Annotated in this window: 15 protein-coding genes and 1 tRNA gene; 4 read left to right on the top strand and 12 right to left on the bottom strand. The window is 47.7% G+C overall.

Going from position 1 to position 18,152, the window contains the following annotated elements:
* Nucleotides 1–297 precede the first annotated feature (297 nt).
* The 5 genes from ACIQZ3_RS06785 to rpsU form a co-directional block, all read right to left on the bottom strand.
* A tRNA-Ile gene (locus ACIQZ3_RS06785) sits at nucleotides 298–374 on the bottom strand.
* 13 nt (nucleotides 375–387) lie between these two features.
* Nucleotides 388–2,922, bottom strand: a complete 2,535-nt coding sequence (gene rpoD, locus ACIQZ3_RS06780; protein WP_397391548.1) for an RNA polymerase sigma factor RpoD — start codon at nucleotides 2,920–2,922, stop codon at nucleotides 388–390.
* A 224-nt stretch (nucleotides 2,923–3,146) separates the two neighbouring features.
* Nucleotides 3,147–5,096, bottom strand: a complete 1,950-nt coding sequence (dnaG, locus tag ACIQZ3_RS06775) for a DNA primase (RefSeq protein WP_397391546.1) — start codon at nucleotides 5,094–5,096, stop codon at nucleotides 3,147–3,149.
* Between the two features lie 39 nt (nucleotides 5,097–5,135).
* Nucleotides 5,136–5,582 carry a GatB/YqeY domain-containing protein gene (locus ACIQZ3_RS06770; protein WP_397391544.1) on the bottom strand — a complete coding sequence of 149 codons (447 nt, stop codon included), beginning with the start codon at nucleotides 5,580–5,582 and terminating at the stop codon, nucleotides 5,136–5,138.
* Nucleotides 5,583–5,701: 119 nt separating this feature from the next.
* Nucleotides 5,702–5,914 carry a 30S ribosomal protein S21 gene (gene rpsU, locus ACIQZ3_RS06765; RefSeq protein ID WP_011903537.1) on the bottom strand — a complete coding sequence of 71 codons (213 nt, stop codon included), beginning with the start codon at nucleotides 5,912–5,914 and terminating at the stop codon, nucleotides 5,702–5,704.
* A 77-nt stretch (nucleotides 5,915–5,991) separates the two neighbouring features.
* Between rpsU and tsaD the strand changes: the two genes are divergently transcribed.
* The gene (gene tsaD / locus ACIQZ3_RS06760; RefSeq protein WP_397391542.1) at nucleotides 5,992–7,065 is read left to right on the top strand and encodes a tRNA (adenosine(37)-N6)-threonylcarbamoyltransferase complex transferase subunit TsaD; all 1,074 of its coding nucleotides are present in this window, start codon (nucleotides 5,992–5,994) and stop codon (nucleotides 7,063–7,065) included.
* A 22-nt stretch (nucleotides 7,066–7,087) separates the two neighbouring features.
* Here the strand turns inward: tsaD and folE2 are convergent, their stop codons facing one another.
* The 4 genes from folE2 to xseB are packed head-to-tail and all read right to left on the bottom strand — an operon-like array spanning nucleotide 7,088 to nucleotide 11,011.
* Complete coding sequence (folE2, locus tag ACIQZ3_RS06755) at nucleotides 7,088–7,915, bottom strand: GTP cyclohydrolase FolE2 (RefSeq protein ID WP_397391540.1); 828 nt, start codon at nucleotides 7,913–7,915, stop codon at nucleotides 7,088–7,090.
* Between the two features lie 25 nt (nucleotides 7,916–7,940).
* Nucleotides 7,941–9,845 (bottom strand): 1-deoxy-D-xylulose-5-phosphate synthase, encoded by a 1,905-nt coding sequence (gene dxs, locus ACIQZ3_RS06750; RefSeq protein ID WP_397391538.1) that lies wholly within the window; start codon nucleotides 9,843–9,845, stop codon nucleotides 7,941–7,943.
* Between the two features lie 16 nt (nucleotides 9,846–9,861).
* On the bottom strand, nucleotides 9,862–10,755 hold the full coding sequence (locus ACIQZ3_RS06745; RefSeq protein WP_397391536.1) for a polyprenyl synthetase family protein: 894 nt from the start codon (nucleotides 10,753–10,755) through the stop codon (nucleotides 9,862–9,864).
* Between the two features lie 22 nt (nucleotides 10,756–10,777).
* Nucleotides 10,778–11,011: an exodeoxyribonuclease VII small subunit gene (xseB, locus tag ACIQZ3_RS06740; RefSeq protein WP_397391534.1), complete on the bottom strand. Its 234-nt coding sequence runs from the start codon at nucleotides 11,009–11,011 to the stop codon at nucleotides 10,778–10,780.
* A 162-nt stretch (nucleotides 11,012–11,173) separates the two neighbouring features.
* Here xseB and ACIQZ3_RS06735 point away from each other — a divergent pair, with 162 nt between their 5' ends.
* The gene (locus ACIQZ3_RS06735) at nucleotides 11,174–12,280 is read left to right on the top strand and encodes an aromatic ring-hydroxylating dioxygenase subunit alpha (RefSeq protein ID WP_397391532.1); all 1,107 of its coding nucleotides are present in this window, start codon (nucleotides 11,174–11,176) and stop codon (nucleotides 12,278–12,280) included.
* A 36-nt stretch (nucleotides 12,281–12,316) separates the two neighbouring features.
* Nucleotides 12,317–13,147 carry a sulfurtransferase gene (locus tag ACIQZ3_RS06730; RefSeq protein WP_397391530.1) on the top strand — a complete coding sequence of 277 codons (831 nt, stop codon included), beginning with the start codon at nucleotides 12,317–12,319 and terminating at the stop codon, nucleotides 13,145–13,147.
* Here ACIQZ3_RS06730 and ACIQZ3_RS06725 read toward each other — a convergent pair.
* Genes ACIQZ3_RS06725 through polA form a run of 3 tightly spaced genes read right to left on the bottom strand, consistent with a single transcriptional unit; the run spans nucleotide 13,144 to nucleotide 17,662 of the window.
* Complete coding sequence (locus ACIQZ3_RS06725; protein WP_397391528.1) at nucleotides 13,144–13,917, bottom strand: ZIP family metal transporter; 774 nt, start codon at nucleotides 13,915–13,917, stop codon at nucleotides 13,144–13,146. The genes ACIQZ3_RS06730 and ACIQZ3_RS06725 overlap by 4 nt on opposite strands.
* 5 nt (nucleotides 13,918–13,922) lie before the next feature.
* Nucleotides 13,923–14,819 carry a dienelactone hydrolase family protein gene (locus tag ACIQZ3_RS06720; RefSeq protein ID WP_397391526.1) on the bottom strand — a complete coding sequence of 299 codons (897 nt, stop codon included), beginning with the start codon at nucleotides 14,817–14,819 and terminating at the stop codon, nucleotides 13,923–13,925.
* 14 nt (nucleotides 14,820–14,833) lie between these two features.
* Nucleotides 14,834–17,662 (bottom strand): DNA polymerase I, encoded by a 2,829-nt coding sequence (polA, locus tag ACIQZ3_RS06715; RefSeq protein ID WP_397391524.1) that lies wholly within the window; start codon nucleotides 17,660–17,662, stop codon nucleotides 14,834–14,836.
* Between the two features lie 82 nt (nucleotides 17,663–17,744).
* On the opposite strand from polA, the gene ACIQZ3_RS06710 reads away from it, so the two are divergent.
* Nucleotides 17,745–18,152: a hypothetical protein gene (locus tag ACIQZ3_RS06710; protein ID WP_397391522.1), complete on the top strand. Its 408-nt coding sequence runs from the start codon at nucleotides 17,745–17,747 to the stop codon at nucleotides 18,150–18,152.

The raw sequence follows: 18,152 nt of genomic DNA, 5'->3' as shown, positions 1-18,152 counted from the left end.
TCAAAGCCAATTGAATAAAAGCTCTTTCTACCCCACTTAACTGCTTGTAATGACTTGTCATGCAATATTTTCCTATTAAAAAATATTGCACTTACTTTTCGAGCGCGCCATTCAATTTAGATTTTATGGCGTTAGCTTAAAGCAGTCCATTTGCAACCACCAAGTAGTTCATTGCTCCAACAGGAGGCTTATACGTTTACTGGTGTTGCGCTGGAAATTGTGTGGAGATTGCTTACACACTTGGTGGCACAGAAAGAAAAACGACTTAGGAATTTCTCCCTAAGTCGTTGATTTCATTGGTGGGCCCACCAGGACTTGAACCTGGGACCAAAGGATTATGAGTCCTCTGCTCTAACCAACTGAGCTATAGGCCCGTTAGTCTTTGGATCAATCTTCTTCGAGGAAGGTCTTGAGCTTGTCGCTGCGGCTTGGATGACGCATTTTTCTTAGAGCCTTGGCTTCAATCTGACGGATACGCTCACGAGTAACGTCAAACTGCTTACCCACTTCCTCGAGAGTATGGTCCGTGCTCATCTCAACACCAAAGCGCATACGCAATACTTTTGCTTCGCGTGGTGTTAATGAATCGAGAACATCCTTTACTACGCCACGCATAGAGTCATGCAATGCCGCTTCAGCTGGAGCCAATGTATTGCCATCCTCAATGAAGTCGCCTAAATGAGAATCTTCATCATCACCGATTGGTGTTTCCATGGAGATTGGCTCTTTTGCGATCTTCATAATCTTGCGAATCTTGTCCTCAGGAATTTCCATCTTGAGTGCCAAGGTTGCAGCATCTGGCTCATGACCAGTCTCTTGCAAGATTTGACGGCTAATACGGTTCATCTTATTGATCGTCTCAATCATATGAACTGGAATACGGATCGTACGTGCTTGGTCGGCAATAGAACGAGTAATCGCCTGACGGATCCACCAGGTTGCATAGGTAGAGAACTTGTAACCACGGCGGTATTCAAACTTATCTACCGCCTTCATCAAACCGATATTGCCCTCTTGGATCAAATCCAAGAACTGCAAACCACGGTTGGTGTATTTCTTAGCAATCGAGATTACCAAACGTAAGTTGGCAACAGTCATCTCACGCTTCGCTTCACGCGCACGCTTTTCGCCCGCGATCATCTGCTTGTTCACTTCTTTTAACTCTGGAAGTGGCAAAACAACACGGGTCTGAATATCGATCAACTTCTGTTGAAGTTCTTGAATCGCTGGAACGTTACGTTGAAGCAATGCTATGTATGGCTTGTTTTCTTTAAGTAACTTAGTAGTCCACTCAAGGTTCATTGACATCTTAGGGAAGTCTTTTAATACTTCACCACGATTAACGCCAACCTTATCCACCAACAAGCTCACAATACCGCGCTCGAGTTTCCAAACTTGATCTACTTGTGAACGCATCGTGTCACATAACTTCTCAACACTCTTTGCAGTCAATCGGAAACCAAGCAACTCACCACGAATAGCTTCTTGTGCCTTGATGTAAGCTGGGCAGTTGTAACCCTCTTTATCAAATGCACGACGCATCTTGTCTGCTTGTGTACGAACATTCGCAAACTTCTCTAAGGAGATTTGCTTCAATTCCTCTAATTGCTTAGCGTTGGCTGTAGCTACACCGCCGCCACCGCCGCCACCTTCATCCTCCCCCTCTTCGCCACCCTCTTCAGCATCTGGGTCAACCTCTGGCTCTTCTGGTCCAAGCTTAATATCTTCTGCATTAGGGTCAACCAATCCATCTACGAACTGATCAATCTCCAGCTCGCCACTGGCAATCTTGTCTACGTTAACCAAGATCTCGCCAATCGTGACAGGGCAAGCGGCCAAAGCCATCACCATGTCTTTAAGGCCTGCTTCAATCTTCTTCGCAATGACGATCTCGCCTTCACGAGTCAAGAGGTCAACAGTGCCCATCTCGCGCATATACATACGCACTGGGTCAGTTGTACGACCAAACTCGGAGTCAACGGTAGCTAAAGCAGCTTCCGCCTCTTCTTCAGCCTCTTCTTCAGAAGTGGTTGCTGAAGCATTTTCATTCAGCAAGAGTGTTTCAGCATCTGGAGCTTGCTCGTAAACGGTAATATTGATGTCGTTCAAGAGGCTGATCAATGTTTCTAATGCATCGGCATCAGACAACTCATCTGACATCACGTCATTCATTTCACCATGAGTTAAGTAACCCTTGGACTTACCCATCTTGATCAACGTCTTCAGGCGGGTACGACGTAACTCTTGTTGCTCTTCAGAGCCCAACTGTTGTGCTGCGAATTCTTTTAATAGTGCTTTTTCTTTTGCCTTACGCTCGCGCGCTTTTTGACGATCAGTCAATACTGGCTCAGCACCTTCTGCAGGAGCATCCGCCTTTGGTTTACGACCCTTCTTTACTTCCTCAGTGGCCGCTGCCTCAACTTCAACCTCCTTAGCCTTTTTACCTTTAGTCTCTTTAGCCTCTTTTACCGGCCTAGCTTCCTTCACTACCTCAACTTTAGGAGCGACAACTTTGCCTTTTTTAGCAGCCTCAATTTTTTCGACTTTAGCCGGTGCCTTTGCAGGAGTCTTCACTGGTTTGGCTGGAGCCTTCGCTACAGGTTTAACTGGTGTCTTAACGGGTTTAGCTACTGCCTTTGCAGGAGCCTTTACTGGTTTGGCTGGTGCTTTTGCTACTGGCTTAGCCACTTTAGCTGGAGCCTTCACTGGCTTAGCTGGTGTCTTCGCTTTTGCTACAGGTTTAGCTGGAGCTTTTGCTTTCGGTGCTGGCTTTGCGGGTGCCTTAGCTGGCTTAGCTGGGGCTTTTGCCTTGGCAACTGGTTTAGCAGGTGCCTTCGCTTTAGCTGCTGGCTTTGCTGGTGCCTTAGCTTTCGCTACTGGCTTGGCTGATTTAGCTGCTGGTTTTTTCTTGATATTTGGCATTTATTAGCACTTACTCACGTTACTGATGATTGTTCTCGACTGCTTAGGCGCAGCTACTTTGTCCACTTGCCCCAAATTTCTTCAAAATAAAGCGCAAGTGGCTGAATTAAATCGGTTTTTTTCTGGGAACAGAGCATTATAGTCGATTGCGACTTTTTTACCCCATGCCATACTCAAAATATGGGGTAAATTTCGGGTTTTTCTAGGGTTAAATCAGAAAATTCTTAGGAGAATTTCAATCTTTCGCCCAACTCGCGATATCGAGCCCGATCTTGCTCTGTTGCAGTGCTTCCAGCGATTTTTTGAGCGATTTCCGTCATTTCTGTTTTCAGATGGATTAGCTCGAGCTTTTTAAATGCACCATCCAAGTCCGCAACCGCACCCTCGATCTCCAAATCTGAGCCCATGACGCGTTTTCTCAACACTTCATAGAGGGGGGCAAGCTCACTGCGGGATAGCTGCTCTTGGAATAGGGCGAATGCACCGGCACCTACTGCTGGTGGCTTGCCATTCTCACCGGGAATCAATTCAACCTGATCACACTGATTCAATAAATCTTTCATGAGCTCTAAGGCTTTTTCTGAACGCAATTCAGAAGCCTGCAAAGCAAGCGCCCTTTTATTAGCACCCAAAGCTTTTCCAAGATGCGGAAACTGAATCAAGACTCGCAACATCTGTTCCGCTAAATCGGTAGGAGCTTGAGGAGGTGGAATATTTTGTATTGGGGCTCTTTTTGCTGAGCCCTTAGATGCTTGCCAAGGTGCGCCCTGCGTTCTATTGCCACCATTCGTTTGCACGAAATTAGGTGCGCGTTGATTCGTTGTTGCATAAGAACCCTGCTGCACTGGTGCAGGCGCCACTATCAATCCACAGAAAGACTCTAACTCTGCAGGTGCTGAGTTTGTTCGAATAGCTAGCTCACGCAAGATTTGCGTACGCAATGCGATTGGCGGCATCGATAACAATAAAGGTTTTGCTGCGTGATGTGTTTGCGCTCTGCCCTCTGGCGTAGTCAACTCATGGTCTTGGCTAGCAATCTTGAAGAAGAAGCTTGAGATCGACATTGCCTCCTTGATCACTTTTTCAAAGGCAGGTGCGCCATAAGCACGGACATAGCTATCAGGGTCATGCTCTGTCGGCAAAAACAAGAAGCGAATCTCTTTGTCATCTGACATTAATGGCAAACATACCTCTAATGCGCGTTGCGCAGCACGCTGACCAGCAGAGTCACCATCAAATGAAAATACGATGCGATCAGTTTGACGCAACAACATGCGTACGTGATTCGCGGTACAGGCTGTACCCAATGTGGCTACCGCATTAGGGAAACCCAATTGCGCGAGTGCCACCACGTCCATGTAGCCCTCACATACGAGAACATATTCTTGAGAACGAATTGCTTGTCTTGCTTCAAACAATCCGTAGAGCGTATTGCCCTTAGAGAATAGGGGCGTCTCAGGTGAATTTAAATACTTAGGCTCACCTTGATCGAGAATGCGTCCACCAAAGCCAATCGTCTGACCTTTGGGATTACGAATCGGGAACATGATGCGATCCCGAAAACGATCGTAGCGACGCGCTGTTTGGTTGTTATCGGTTTGCTCACTCTGAATGAGTAAGCCGCCTTCAAGTAAAGTCTTTGCTACTTCATCATTGGCATAAGTACCAAATACTGCTTCAAGCCCTTGCCAGCCATCAGGTGCATAACCCAAGGCATAGCGTTTAGCGATCTCACCAGTAAGGCCGCGCCCCTTGAGATATTCGACTGCACAAGGCGCTACTTTAAGTTGTTGGCGATACCAATCTGCAGCTGCACTCATGACCTCACTTAAAGCCATGGTTTGCTGTTGGCGAGCAACATCATTCGCAGTGCGCTCTTCACGCGGTACATCCAATCCTGCAGAACGCGCTAAGTCTTCAATGGCGTCTACATAACCAAGTCCGGAGTACTCCATGAGAAAACTAATGGCAGAGCCGTGCGCTCCACAACCAAAGCAGTGATAGAACTGTTTAGTCGGTGATACCGAAAATGAAGGAGACTTTTCAGAATGAAAGGGGCACAAACCTTGAAAGTTCGCGCCTGCTTTTTTTAACTTCACGTGCTGCCCAACCACATCAACGATGTCAACCCGATTTAATAAATCGGCAATGAAGGATTGGGGGATGAGAGCCATCAGTAGTGGATGAGGCTTAGTGTTTAGTTTGCTTTCAACTTACTTAGCAAGCACAGCTTTAACCAAACCGGAAACTTTTCCCATATCAGCTTTACCAGCCAACTGACCTTTAAGAACGCCAATCACTTTGCCCATATCTTGTGGGCCAGCAGCCCCAGTAGATGCAACCGCTGCAGCTACAGCTGCCTCGACTTCAGCACCAGACAACTGAGCGGGTAAGTAATCTTGCAGAATGACCATCTCAGCCGCTTCAATCGCAACCAAATCATCGCGATTGGCTTTTTCAAATTGAGAGATCGAATCTTTGCGTTGCTTAATCATCTTCTCAACGGTAGCGATCACACTCGCATCATTCATCACAATGCGATCATCTACTTCACGCTGCTTGATAGCTGCCAGCAAAAGACGAATAGTTCCAAGGCGCGCTACTTCTTTTGCACGCATTGCGTTTTTCATATCTTCGGTGATTTCATCTTTCAGACTCATGGCATTTTTCCTGGTATTCAGTATCTAATAAATTTCTGGCGATTCAAAAGCAAAAACCCGCTGCGTTTCACCGTCAGCGGGTTTCAAAGCCTCTCGGTGAGGAGAGCTTTTACATTCGATTAGTAAAGCTTTTTAGGCAACATCTGGCTGCGAATACGCTTGTAATGGCGTTTAGCAGCAGCGGCCTTCTTGCGCTTACGTTCAGCCGTTGGCTTCTCGTAGAACTCGCGGGCACGCAAGTCTGTCAAAAGGCCATTCTTTTCAATGGTGCGCTTGAAACGGCGCAATGCCACTTCAAAAGGTTCGTTCTCACGGAGGCGGACTGTAGTCATACTTGTTTAACTCGTATATGCTCGAAAAATATCGAAAAATTAACTGAAACGCAATTCTAGCACGACCAAGCAAAAAAATGATTGTTTTAGGCATAGAAACTTCTTGTGACGAGACCGGAGTGGCTGTATATGACACCTCCCCCTGGGAAAACCACGCCCCAGCGCATCAGGGCATCCTAGGACAGGCCTTGCACTCCCAAATAGCCATGCACCGGGACTATGGGGGCGTTGTCCCAGAATTGGCCTCTAGAGACCATATAAGACGGGTTTTACCCCTTTTGGACGATGCTTTGCATGAAGCTGGCCTCAAATTAAAGGATATGGATGCGGTGGCCTACACCCAGGGTCCCGGCTTAGCTGGCGCCCTACTCGTGGGTAGCGCCTTTGCCAAATCCTTGGCTCAAGGCCTCAATTTACCCTCCATTGGGGTACATCACCTTGAAGGACACCTACTTTCCCCGCTTTTAGGGGTTTCAGTACCGGAATTCCCCTTTATTGCTCTTTTAGTCTCAGGTGGACATACCCAGTTGATGCTGGTGAGCGGAGTTGGTAAATACCAACTTCTAGGCGAAACTTTAGACGACGCTGCTGGCGAAGCTTTCGATAAAACGGCCAAGTTGTTGGGTTTGGACTACCCGGGTGGCGCCGCTATTTCCAAGTTGGCAGAAAAAGGTCAATCTGGAAGATTTGACCTGCCAAAACCGATGCTGCATTCAGGAGATTTGGATTTTTCTTTCTCCGGACTCAAAACGGCAGTACTGAACCAGGTGAAAAAATTTGAGGTATTGGGCATTACCGATTCCGAAGAAATTGCAACATTTCATGCGGATCTCGCGCGCAGCTTTGTCGATTCCTTGGTGGCGGTGTTAGTCAGTAAATCAGAAAAGGCACTGAAGCAAACTGGTTGCAAACATTTGGTGCTCGCCGGTGGTGTGGGTGCTAATTTGCAATTACGTTCAGCTCTGAATACCAGCGCTAAAAAGAATCGGTTTGAAGTGCACTACCCACCAGTCGATCTGTGTACCGATAACGGTGTGATGATTGCTTTTGCTGGAGCACTACGCATGTTGGCGGAAAATAATGGCTCAACTACTTCGGGTGCTTTTGATATCAAACCCCGTTGGGATTTGGCGAGTAATAATCTCGCTTAAGTAAATCTCGTTTTAGTGCTGCTTACTTAGTCAGACTAATTTTGGCGTAGGCACTGTGATTGTGAATCGACTCAAAGTTCTCAGCCTCAACCACTAAAGACAAAATACGATCATCACCTTTAAGCTGACCAGCAACATCGCGTACCAAGTCTTCTACAAACTTTGGATTGTCATACGCACGCTCAGTAACCCACTTCTCATCAGGGCGCTTGAGTAAACCCCACAACTCGCTAGAGGCTTGGCTCTCAGCGGCTGCAACCAAATCTTCTACTGTCATCTTGGTTTGCGGATCAAGCTCAACAGACATCGTTACATGTGAGCGTTGATTATGTGCGCCATACTCAGAAATCTCTTTCGAGCAGGGACATAAACTCATCACTGGAACTAAAGCGCGGAGGTTTAACTCAACGTCAATTGCGCCAGACACATTTTGTTTAGCCTTCGTAGTCCAAGTTACTTCGTAATCCATCAAGCTTTCAACACCAGATACAGGTGCGGCTTTTTTTACGAAGTGTGTATAAGTAAATTGAATGCGACCTTCTGTTGCATTGAGTAGCGGCAACATCTCACGCACCATTGCAACTACAGATGCGCTATCAATGGGCTCATTGTGTTTTTGCAAGAGCGCAATGAAACGGGACATATGAGTACCCTTCACATGCGCAGGCAAGGCTACATCCATTTCAAAATTACCAACAGCAGGCATTACGCCTGTCTGAGTACGAATACTTAATGGATGACGCAATCCCCGAATGCCCACCTGCTCAATTGGTAAAGCACGCTCATCATGCGAGGATTGAATATCCGGCATGGCTTGCGGTTTGAGAAAGGCGGTGTTGATGTCGTTCATCGGTCTATTTTCAAGCAAAAATGACTTATTTGCCTGCAGCCACAGGATTTACAGCAGTTTTCAGGGGGAAACGCAGTGAAATCGCCTTTGCAATCCCCTCAGAGTTCAGGCCACACTTACGCATTAAGAGTTTGTAATCGCCATGCTCCACGAATTCATCTGGAAGACCTAGTTGTAATAGGGGCTTATTGATACCCATGGCAGAGAGTGCTTCTAAGCAAGCGCTGCCAGCACCACCCTGAATCGCACCATCTTCAATTGTCACAAAATAATCATGGTCTTGCGCCAAGGATTTGAGAAGCTCAAAATCTAATGGTTTTACAAAGCGCATATTGGCAACTGAGGCATCAATTTGTTCAGCCACTTCAAGTGCTGGGTAGAGCAAAGTTCCGAAAGCCAAAATTGCTATGCGCTGGCCTGCGGGTGCATTGGATTTGCGACGCAATTCACCTTTGCCTAATGGCACAGTACGCAATTCTTTTGAAGGAATAGTTCCAACACCAGCACCACGCGGATAACGAACTGCACTTGGGTGTGACTGATGGAAAGCTGTCGTTAGTAAATCTCGACACTCAGCTTCGTCAGCAGGCGTCAATACCAACATATTCGGAATGCAACGTAAGAACGGAATGTCATATGCACCAGCATGCGTTGCGCCGTCTGCGCCAACCAAACCAGCCCGGTCCAATGCAAACAACACCGGAAGATCCTGAATCGCCACATCATGAATCAGCTGATCGTAGGCGCGCTGCAAGAAGGTCGAGTAAATGGCCACGACTGGCTTCATCCCTTCACATGCCATACCAGCAGCAAAAGTCACTGCATGCTGTTCTGCAATACCAACATCGTAATAACGCTTCGGGAAATTTTTCTCAAACTCTACAAGACCAGATCCTTCGCGCATTGCTGGTGTGATGCCAATCAGCAATGGATCGGCATGCGCCATATCGCAGAGCCACTCACCAAATACTTGAGTAAAGGTTTTAGAGGAAGGAGTGGCAGATTTCTGAACGCCCTCTTCTGGATTGAACTTGCTGGGGCCGTGATACAGGACTGGGTCTGCTTCAGCTAACTCATAACCCCGACCCTTGCGTGTCACAACATGCAAGAACTGTGGGCCGCGACCCTCAAGCGCCAAGCGACGTACGTTTTGCAACATCGGTATCAATGCATTTAAATCGTGGCCATCGATGGGTCCGAAATAGTTAAAACCAAATTCTTGAAAAATGGTTGAAGGCGAAACCATGCCCTTGGCATGATCTTCTAAACGTTTTGCAAACTCTCGCAATGGAGGGGCAATTGATAAGACGCTATCAATACCCTTCTTCGTTGCAGAGTAAATATTGCCACTCAATAATCTAGCCAAGTGTCGATTGAGCGCGCCCACTGCTGGCGAGATCGACATATCGTTGTCATTCAGAATCACTACTAGCGGCAAGTCGTCATATACACCAGCATTGTTCATGGCTTCAAATGCCATGCCACCGGTCATAGCGCTATCGCCAATCACCGCAACGGCAACTTGTTTTTCACCTTTGGTCTGGAAAGCGCGTGCCATACCCATCGCTGCAGAAATACTCGTTGAGGAGTGTCCGGTGCCAAAGGCATCGTATTCACTTTCAGCGCGACGGGGGAAGCCAGACAAGCCGTCGAACTGACGCAAGGTATTCATGCGATCACGACGACCAGTCAAAATTTTGTGTGGGTAGCTTTGATGACCCACATCCCAGACGATGCGATCCTGCGGCGTATCGAAGACATAGTGCAGCGCAATCGATAGCTCCACCGTTCCTAAATTCGAAGAAAGGTGTCCACCCGTTTTAGAAACAGAATCCAAGACAAACTGGCGCAACTCATCGGCAAGCGTAGCAAGCTGCTCGCGAGGCAGTTTTTTTAAGTCTGCGGGGGAGTGAATGGAATTTAAAGTCATCAAATCTTCAGTAATCTTATTTGCCTCTACTAACTACCAACAGAGCCAAATCTTTCAGAGCCTGGGCTTTGGGGCCAAAACTCTCTAAGCTAGCAATTGCGGTTTCTTGCAAATCTTTTGCTGCTTTCTGTGCATAGTCTAAACCCATCAAGGTCACATAGGTAGGCTTGTGATTGGCAGCGTCTTTCCCGGCGGTTTTGCCCAAAGTTTGACTATCCGAAGTAGCATCGAGAACATCATCCACAATTTGAAAGGCTAAACCTAAAGCTTCGGAGTAAGTTTGGAGGAGCTGCATTTGGGCAGGATTCAATTTGGCAGCAATACCGCCCATCTGCACCGAACAAGAAAGCAAAGACCCTGTTTTCATCGCGTGCATTTGCTTTAAGCCGGCCAGATCTAATTTCTTGCCCACACTATCCAAATCAATCGCCTGACCTCCAGCCATCCCGCGCGAACCAGATGCACTGGCTAAAGCACTGATCATGGCCAATCGTGTATCAGCATCACACCGCGCATTTGCCAAAATCTCAAATGCGCGAGTTTGCAATGCATCGCCAACCAATAAAGCAGTCGCCTCATCGTAGGCCTTGTGAACTGTAGGTCGGCCACGACGTAAATCATCATCATCCATGCACGGTAAATCATCGTGCACCAAAGAGTAAGCATGAATGCATTCAATTGCCACAGCAGCAGCATCCAATGCACTTTGATTTGTGTCATCACTCAATGCACCAGCGGCATAAACCAAGAGAGGGCGAATGCGTTTACCACCACCTTGAGCGGCGTAGCGCACAGCCTCATGCAAACGCGGAGGATTGGCATCGGCAGCATCAAGCAAATTATCTAAAGCCGATTCAGTTCGCTGCCCGTGAGCGCGAACCCAATCATCAAATGAAAGTGCGCAGTTCATGAGGGTTTAATTTGCGCGTGACTTATGCTTCAAATACCCGGACCTGCTGCTCAACTTGAGCAAGCATGGCTTGGCAATGCCTTAAGAGGGCAGCGCCTCGTTGATAAGCTAAAAGTGTCTCCTCCAGAGAGAATTTGCCAGACTCCATGTCAGAAATCAGCTTTTCTAGCTCTTTTACAGCCTGCTCGTAACGCAAGTTGGGGTCGATTTGAACCTCAAGACCGGGTTTCTGACCCTCAGATTTCTTTGCTGGCATTGGCTTATTTCCTTCAAATTTCTTACAGATGTAGCCCTACATATTAAAGCGAGACGGGGGTCAGATGGGTATAATTCCCTCCTTCCTTTCCAATATCGATCCGTCGATGGTTGGATTGGTTATTCCGCTTAGCTTCGGCTGACGTTTTCGGGGGTGGGGAGAATGGCTAATCTGGCTACCGCGCAGCAACTTGCGCCGTCCAACTTACAACTGCCGGTTTCGGCCTATTTTCACGTTGATCTCTATCAGCGTGAAATTGAACTGCTTTTTAAGCAGGGTCCAGGCTATGTTGGTCACGAACTCATGGTTCCTGAGATTGGTTCTTATCAAACTTTGACCTCAGAAAATGAAGGTCGCCTGCTGGTTCGCAATGCCCAGGGTGTTGAACTCCTTTCCAATGTCTGCCGTCATCGCCAAGCACTCATGCTCAATGGCAAAGGTAAAGCAGACAACATCGTTTGCCCATTGCATCGCTGGACCTACGATTTAAATGGTCAACTTATGGGCGCACCCCATTTTGAAGATAAGCCTTGCCTCAATTTAGGCAAATCGCCTTTGCAAAATTGGCAAGGACTCTTATTTGAAGGTCCGCGTGACGTGCGCACTGATCTTGCCAAGCTCGGCGTAGCTGATGATCTTAATTTTGAAGGTTATGTGCTGGATCACGTTGAAGTCCATGAATGCAATTACAACTGGAAGACTTTTATTGAAGTCTATCTTGAGGACTATCACGTCGTTCCATTTCATCCAGGCTTAGGTAAGTTTGTTTCTTGCGAAGACTTGCGCTGGGAATTCGGTGACTGGCACAGCGTACAAACTGTTGGCATTCACAAAAATCTAGAGAAGCCTGGCTCTCCGATTTATCAAAAGTGGCATGAAGCGGTATTGCGCCACCATGAGGGTAAGACGCCGCGACATGGCGCTATCTGGCTGACCTACTACCCCAATGTGATGGTGGAGTGGTACCCAGGCGTTTTATGTGTTTCGACATTGCACCCCATGGGTCCGAATAAAACACGTAATGTGGTTGAGTTTTATTACCCAGAGGAGATTGCCCTTTTTGAGCGTGAGTTTGTAGAGGCAGAGCGTGCAGCCTATATGGAAACCTGTATTGAGGATGATGAGATTGCAGAGCGTATGGATGCTGGTCGCGCCGCTCTGTTAGCCCGTGGTCAAAATGAAGTAGGTCCATATCAAAGCCCGATGGAAGATGGCATGCAGCATTTCCATGAATGGTACCGTCGTGCCATGAACTATCAAGGCGCATAATCCAGCAATACCCATCGCACACATTAGGAAGCCATCATGACGCCTCTCATTACTGCAAACCAGTTAGAAGAAATCCTCAATAGTGGCGAGAATGTGTTGCTATGTGATTGCCGCTTTGATTTAGTCGACCCACTAGCAGGCAGAAAGTCTTATTTAGAGGGTCATATTCCAGGCGCGCTCTATGTCGATCTAGATCACGATTTATCTGGCGCCAAGACCGGTAAAAATGGTCGTCACCCACTACCAACTCCTGAAGCCTGGGCGCTAACAAAATCCCGCTTAGGAATGGATTCAAAAACTTTGGTGATCGCCTACGACAATCAAGGCTCCGTATATGCCAGTCGCTTGTGGTGGATGCTCAAGGCAACTGGTCATGCCAATGTTCAAGTGTTGGATGGCGGCCTAGATGCTTGGAATGGCCCAATTAGCACCCTGCCAAGCCAACCTCAGGCTACAAGCACTCCAGTACCAAGCATGCCTTACGTTGGACTAGTTCTAGTAGACGGGGTTATGCAGAACCTACAAAGCAAAGAAAGTGTCATCGTTGATGCTCGTGCAAACGATCGCTTTCATGGTCAGAATGAAACATTAGATCCGGTTGGCGGACATATTCCCAACGCAATCAATTCCTGCTTTAGAGAAAATCTCACCGGCAAATCTTTCAAAACCTCGGAGCAGTTGTACAAAGATTTTCATGCCCTCTTAGGATCCACCAAAGCCTCTGAAGTGATTCACCAGTGCGGCTCTGGGGTAACGGCCTGCCACAACTTACTTGCCATGGAAATCGCTGGGCTCAAGGGTTCACGTCTATATGCAGGCAGCTGGAGTGAATGGTGTGCCGATCCAAGCCGGCCAGTGGCGCTTTAATGCAGCAGCGAGAGCAAGATTACAAAGCCAACGCCGCAAGCAATCAAAATCGTTTGACGTAAAGACTCAGCCCAATATGGGCGTCGATGCATTTGCGGAATGAGATCACTTACAGCAATGTAAATAAAGCTACTTGATGCAATCACGAGTAAATATGGCATTGCTGCATGAGCCTTCTCTAAGAAGAAGTAAGCCAGTACGCCGCCCACTACCGCAGACAAACCACAAATGAAGTTATACATCAATGCGCGAGTTCGAGAGAATCCCGCATTAAGTAATACGATGAAATCCCCAATCTCCTGAGGAATCTCATGCGCAATGATGGCAATCGCAGTAAAGATACCCACCTGATAATCCGCCATAAATGCTGCAGCAATCAAAACACCATCAACAAAGTTATGCAATCCGTCACCGACCAGAATCATCCAGCCACTCCGTCCCGCAACTTCAGCATCATGGCCACGGTGATGATCATGGCCATCCCCTTCATGGTGATGACTATGGCGCAGTAATGCAATTTTCTCTAACAAGAAAAAGCCTAAGAGCCCCGCAAGCAAAGTAGCAAATAGCAACTGAGGGCTTGCGCCCGCCATCGTAAATGCCTCAGGCAGAGAATGCAGCAAAGCAGTAGCAAGTAAAATACCAACTGACACACTGACCATGCCGTGGACCATCTTTGATAAAAAAGACAAAGAGAAGCTTGCGGCAACGAGAACGCTGGCGGTTCCCGCTAGCGCTGTTACCAACAAGATGCTTTGCAGTACTGACATAGAAATTATGCAACTCCGTTTTGTTTAAACCAGGCAATGCACTTTTCCCAGCCATCTTTAGCAGGACCTTCGCGATAAGTGGCGCGGTAGTCAGCATGGAAGGCGTGCGGTGCATCAGGATAGATTTCAAAACGACAGGCTTTAGCCGCTGGATTTTTTGGAGCTGCTTTTGCCAGCGCTTCACGCATTTGCTCAACACTCTCTAAAGAGATGCCAGTATCAGCACCGCCATACAAGCCCAGCACAGGGGCTTTCAGATCGGCAGCGATATCCACTGGATGGCGCGGATTGCCTTCTGTTTTTTCACCAATGACACGGCCGTACCAAGCTACACCAGCCTTAACCTGAGGCAGCGTGGCTGAGAGCCAAGTAATGCGGCCACCCCAGCAAAATCCAGTGACGCCCACTTTTTTCAGATCGCCGCCATTCTTGCCGGCCCAAACTAAGGCTGCTTGCAAATCATTCAGTACTTGTGTGTCCGTAGTTGGGGCAACAATATTTTTCTGAATCTCAGCAATCGTGCCGTAAGTATTCGGATCGCCAGCGCGAGTAAAGAATTCCGGGGCAATCGCCAAGTAGCCTAATTTTGCAAAACGACGTGTGACGTCAGCAATGTATTCGTGCACACCGAAGATTTCACTAACCACAATCACGATTGGCAAATTGCCTTTTGCCTTCTCTGGACGAGAAACATAAGCAGGCAACTGAAAGCTGCCGACAGGGATCATTTGTTCGCCAGCTTTAATACCGATAAAGTCTGTTTCAATCGCCGCAGCTAAAACTGGCTCAGAGGCAGCAACAAAGCCAATGCCTATAGATGTTGCGGTAATAGCGGAGGCCTTCATAAAAACTCTTCTATAGCTAGACACCATTTTTGAATCTTGATCTTTTTTAATTGTCATTTTTGCCCCCTGATTTAGTGTGCCTCTTCCCAATTATCGCCAATCCCAATACCAACCACCAAAGGAACCTTTAGATCGGCCACCTTACACATCAAATCTGGCAGCCTTGCCTGCAAGAGCTCTAGCTCATCCATGGGTACGTCAAATACCAATTCATCATGCACCTGGAGCAGCATACGCGTCTTGAGCTGCTCTTTTTCCAGCCAGTTCTCGACGGCAACCATAGCCAATTTGATCAGATCTGCTGCAGTCCCCTGCATTGGTGCATTGATCGCCGCACGCTCTGCACCTTGGCGGCGAGGGCCATTCGAGCCCTTAATCTCAGGCAACCATAGGCGTCTGCCAAACACCGTCTCGACGTAGCCATTCTCTCTTGCCTCCAAGCGGGTGCGCTCCATGTATTGAGCAACGCCTGGATAGCGATCAAAGTATTTCGCGATGTAGTTTTGGGCTGCAGAGCGCTCAATACCCAAGTTTCCAGCCAGACCAAAAGCGCTCATGCCATAAATTAAGCCAAAGTTAATCACCTTGGCATAACGGCGCTGCTCTGAATTAACAGCCTCCAATGGCACACCAAAAATCTCAGCTGCTGTGGCTTGGTGGACATCCTTACCAGCAGCAAATGCAGCTAGCAAGTTTTCATCTTCGGCAATGTGCGCCATGATGCGCAATTCAATTTGAGAGTAGTCGGCTGAGAGCAACTTACAACCTTCAGCTGGAATAAACGCCTCCCGAATATGACGGCCCTCTTCCGTGCGTACGGGAATGTTTTGCAAGTTTGGATCACTAGAAGCCAAGCGCCCCGTCACTGCAGTCGCTTGAGAAAAACTCGTGTGCACTCGACCTGTCTTAGGGTCAGCCATGCGTGGCAGCTTCTCAATGTATGTTGACATCAATTTAGCAAGACTGCGGTAATCCAAAATACGGGCAGGCAGCGGGTAGTCTTCAGCCAGTTTTTGCAACACCTCTTCATCGGTTGATGGCGCGCCTGATGGCGTCTTCTTAATTACTGGAAGTTCTAGCTGCCCAAACAAAATTTCCGCAATCTGTTTAGGAGACTGAATATTGAAAGGTTGCCCTGCTAACTTATGAATCTCACCCTCCAAGGCCAGCAAGCGTTTACCAACCTCTTGGCCCTGCTTAGACAGCAGCCCTGAATCAATCCGAATCCCATTACGCTCCATGATGCCAAGGACGCGCATTGCTGGCATCTCAATATTTTCATAAACGTATAGAAGGCCTGGGCTCTCCTGAATTTGCGGCCACAAAGCTAAATGCAAACGCAAGGTAATGTCCGCATCTTCTGCTGCGTAGCCTGTAGCAATCTTCAGATCAACTTGATCAAAGCCAATCTGATGCACACCTTTGCCACACACCTCTTCATACTTAATGGTCTTCATGCCGAGATGTCGTTCAGCCAAGTTATCCATGTTGTGCGGCATATGCGATTCAAGTACATAAGACTCCAGCATGGTGTCAAACGCAATACCCAGCAAAGTAATGTCGTAGTTCGCGAAGATGTGGCTGTCGTACTTGAGGTTTTGACCCACCTTCAAATGCGAAGCGCTTTCTAGCCAAGGCTTCATGCGCGCTAAAACTAATTCACGACTGAGCTGAGCCTCGCCGTTACGATGCGCCACTGGTATGTAGCAAGCCTCTCCAGGAGTGACGCAAAGAGAGATGCCAACAAGTTCTGCAGCCAGCGCATCTAGGCTGGTAGTTTCTGTATCCACCGCCGTAAGATCGGCGCCTTCAATTTTTTTAATCCAACGATCTAATGCTGCTTCATCGACAACACACTCATAGTGTTTTTCAATCGCACCCTGCAAATCAGTCGTTTCTTGCGATAAGGCAGTTGTCGCCTCTGTGGCAGTGGGACCAAACTTCTTGACTGCAGATTTTATATTTTCTTCAGTAGTATTTTTAATCGGGCTGCCAGCTAAATCAAAGCCACCATTGGTTCCAGGAGCTGCTCCACCCATTTGCTTCTCTACATCACGCAACCAAGTTTTAAATGCGTAGCGTTCAAATAACTCGCGCAAGAGCGGCGCATCTTCAGGTTTTGCATGAAGATCATCCAAGCCTGGAAGGTGGGGAGATAAATCGCAATCCGTTTTGACGGTAATGAGCTGACGCGCTTGTGGGAGCCACTCCAAACTATTGCGAAGATTCTCGCCGACAACGCCTTTTACTTGATCAGCATTCGCCATCAAATTATCTAAATCAGCAAACTCAGCCAACCATTTATTTGCTGTTTTAGGGCCAGCCTTCGGAACACCGGGTACGTTATCAACCGTATCCCCAATAATCGAAAGGTAATCTATGATGCGCTCGGGAGGTACGCCGAATTTTGCAATGACACCGTCAATATCGAGCTTCTCATTGGTCATCGTATTAATCAAAGTGACGGAAGAATTCACCAACTGAGCCAGATCTTTGTCACCAGTAGAAATAATGGTTTCCCAGCCGGCTTGGGTGGCTTGGCAAGCCAAGGTTCCAATCACGTCATCAGCCTCAACCCCGGAAACCATCAATACTGGCCAGCCCAAGGCCTTCACCATGGCATGAATCGGCTCAATCTGTTTAACCAGATCCTCTGGCATGGGGGAGCGGTGCGCCTTGTACTCAGAGTACATTTCATCCCGGAAAGTCTTACCTTTGGCATCAAAAACACAGGCAATATGGTCGGCCTTGAGCTCTGAGCGAGCTCGGCGCATCATATTGACCATCCCATAGATTGCCCCGGTTGGGTCACCCGCCCCATTTCTGAGGTCTGGCATGGCATGAAAGGCGCGATAAAGGTAGCTAGAACCGTCTACCAACAAGAGTCTATGTTTAGTCATACCGCAATCGTACAATCTAGTTGTTAACTGCCTACAGATCAGGTTCAAATCCCCCCTGAAAAGAGGCCTAAAAAGGTGAAAAATGATGCATGCTCTAACTAACTTACTCCACTCTTCTGTGAGCCAAGCCCTTGTTCTAACAAGCTTTTTGCTTGCTTTTGCCTCTTTTGGCCTAAATTCAGTACACGCCCAGAGCAATTCTCAGGCGCTTAGCCCATCTGAGCTGCAGCGCATTAATAGTCAGCCTTTAGCACCCCCAGTAAGCGCATCACAAGTGACAAATGCGCCCGAAAGCCGTAAACCGAGCTTTCAGCACAAAGAGGTGACTGGTACTGAAGTTACCGAATACAAGGATGCCAATTCACCAACGCAAGTGGACGTGAAGACGCGCTACACCAGCTATGAAATGGCGCCGCCGGCAACAGTGATGCCTGGCGTACCAAAAGAAACTGAACTACTCAGCATACCGAGCATCAGCATTCCTTTTTAA

It is taken from the genome of Polynucleobacter sp. (genome assembly GCF_044342855.1).
Taxonomy (GTDB): Bacteria; Pseudomonadota; Gammaproteobacteria; order Burkholderiales; family Burkholderiaceae; genus Polynucleobacter.
Note: the sequence above shows the minus strand (reverse complement) of the source record. Positions and strands in the feature narration are given on the sequence as shown.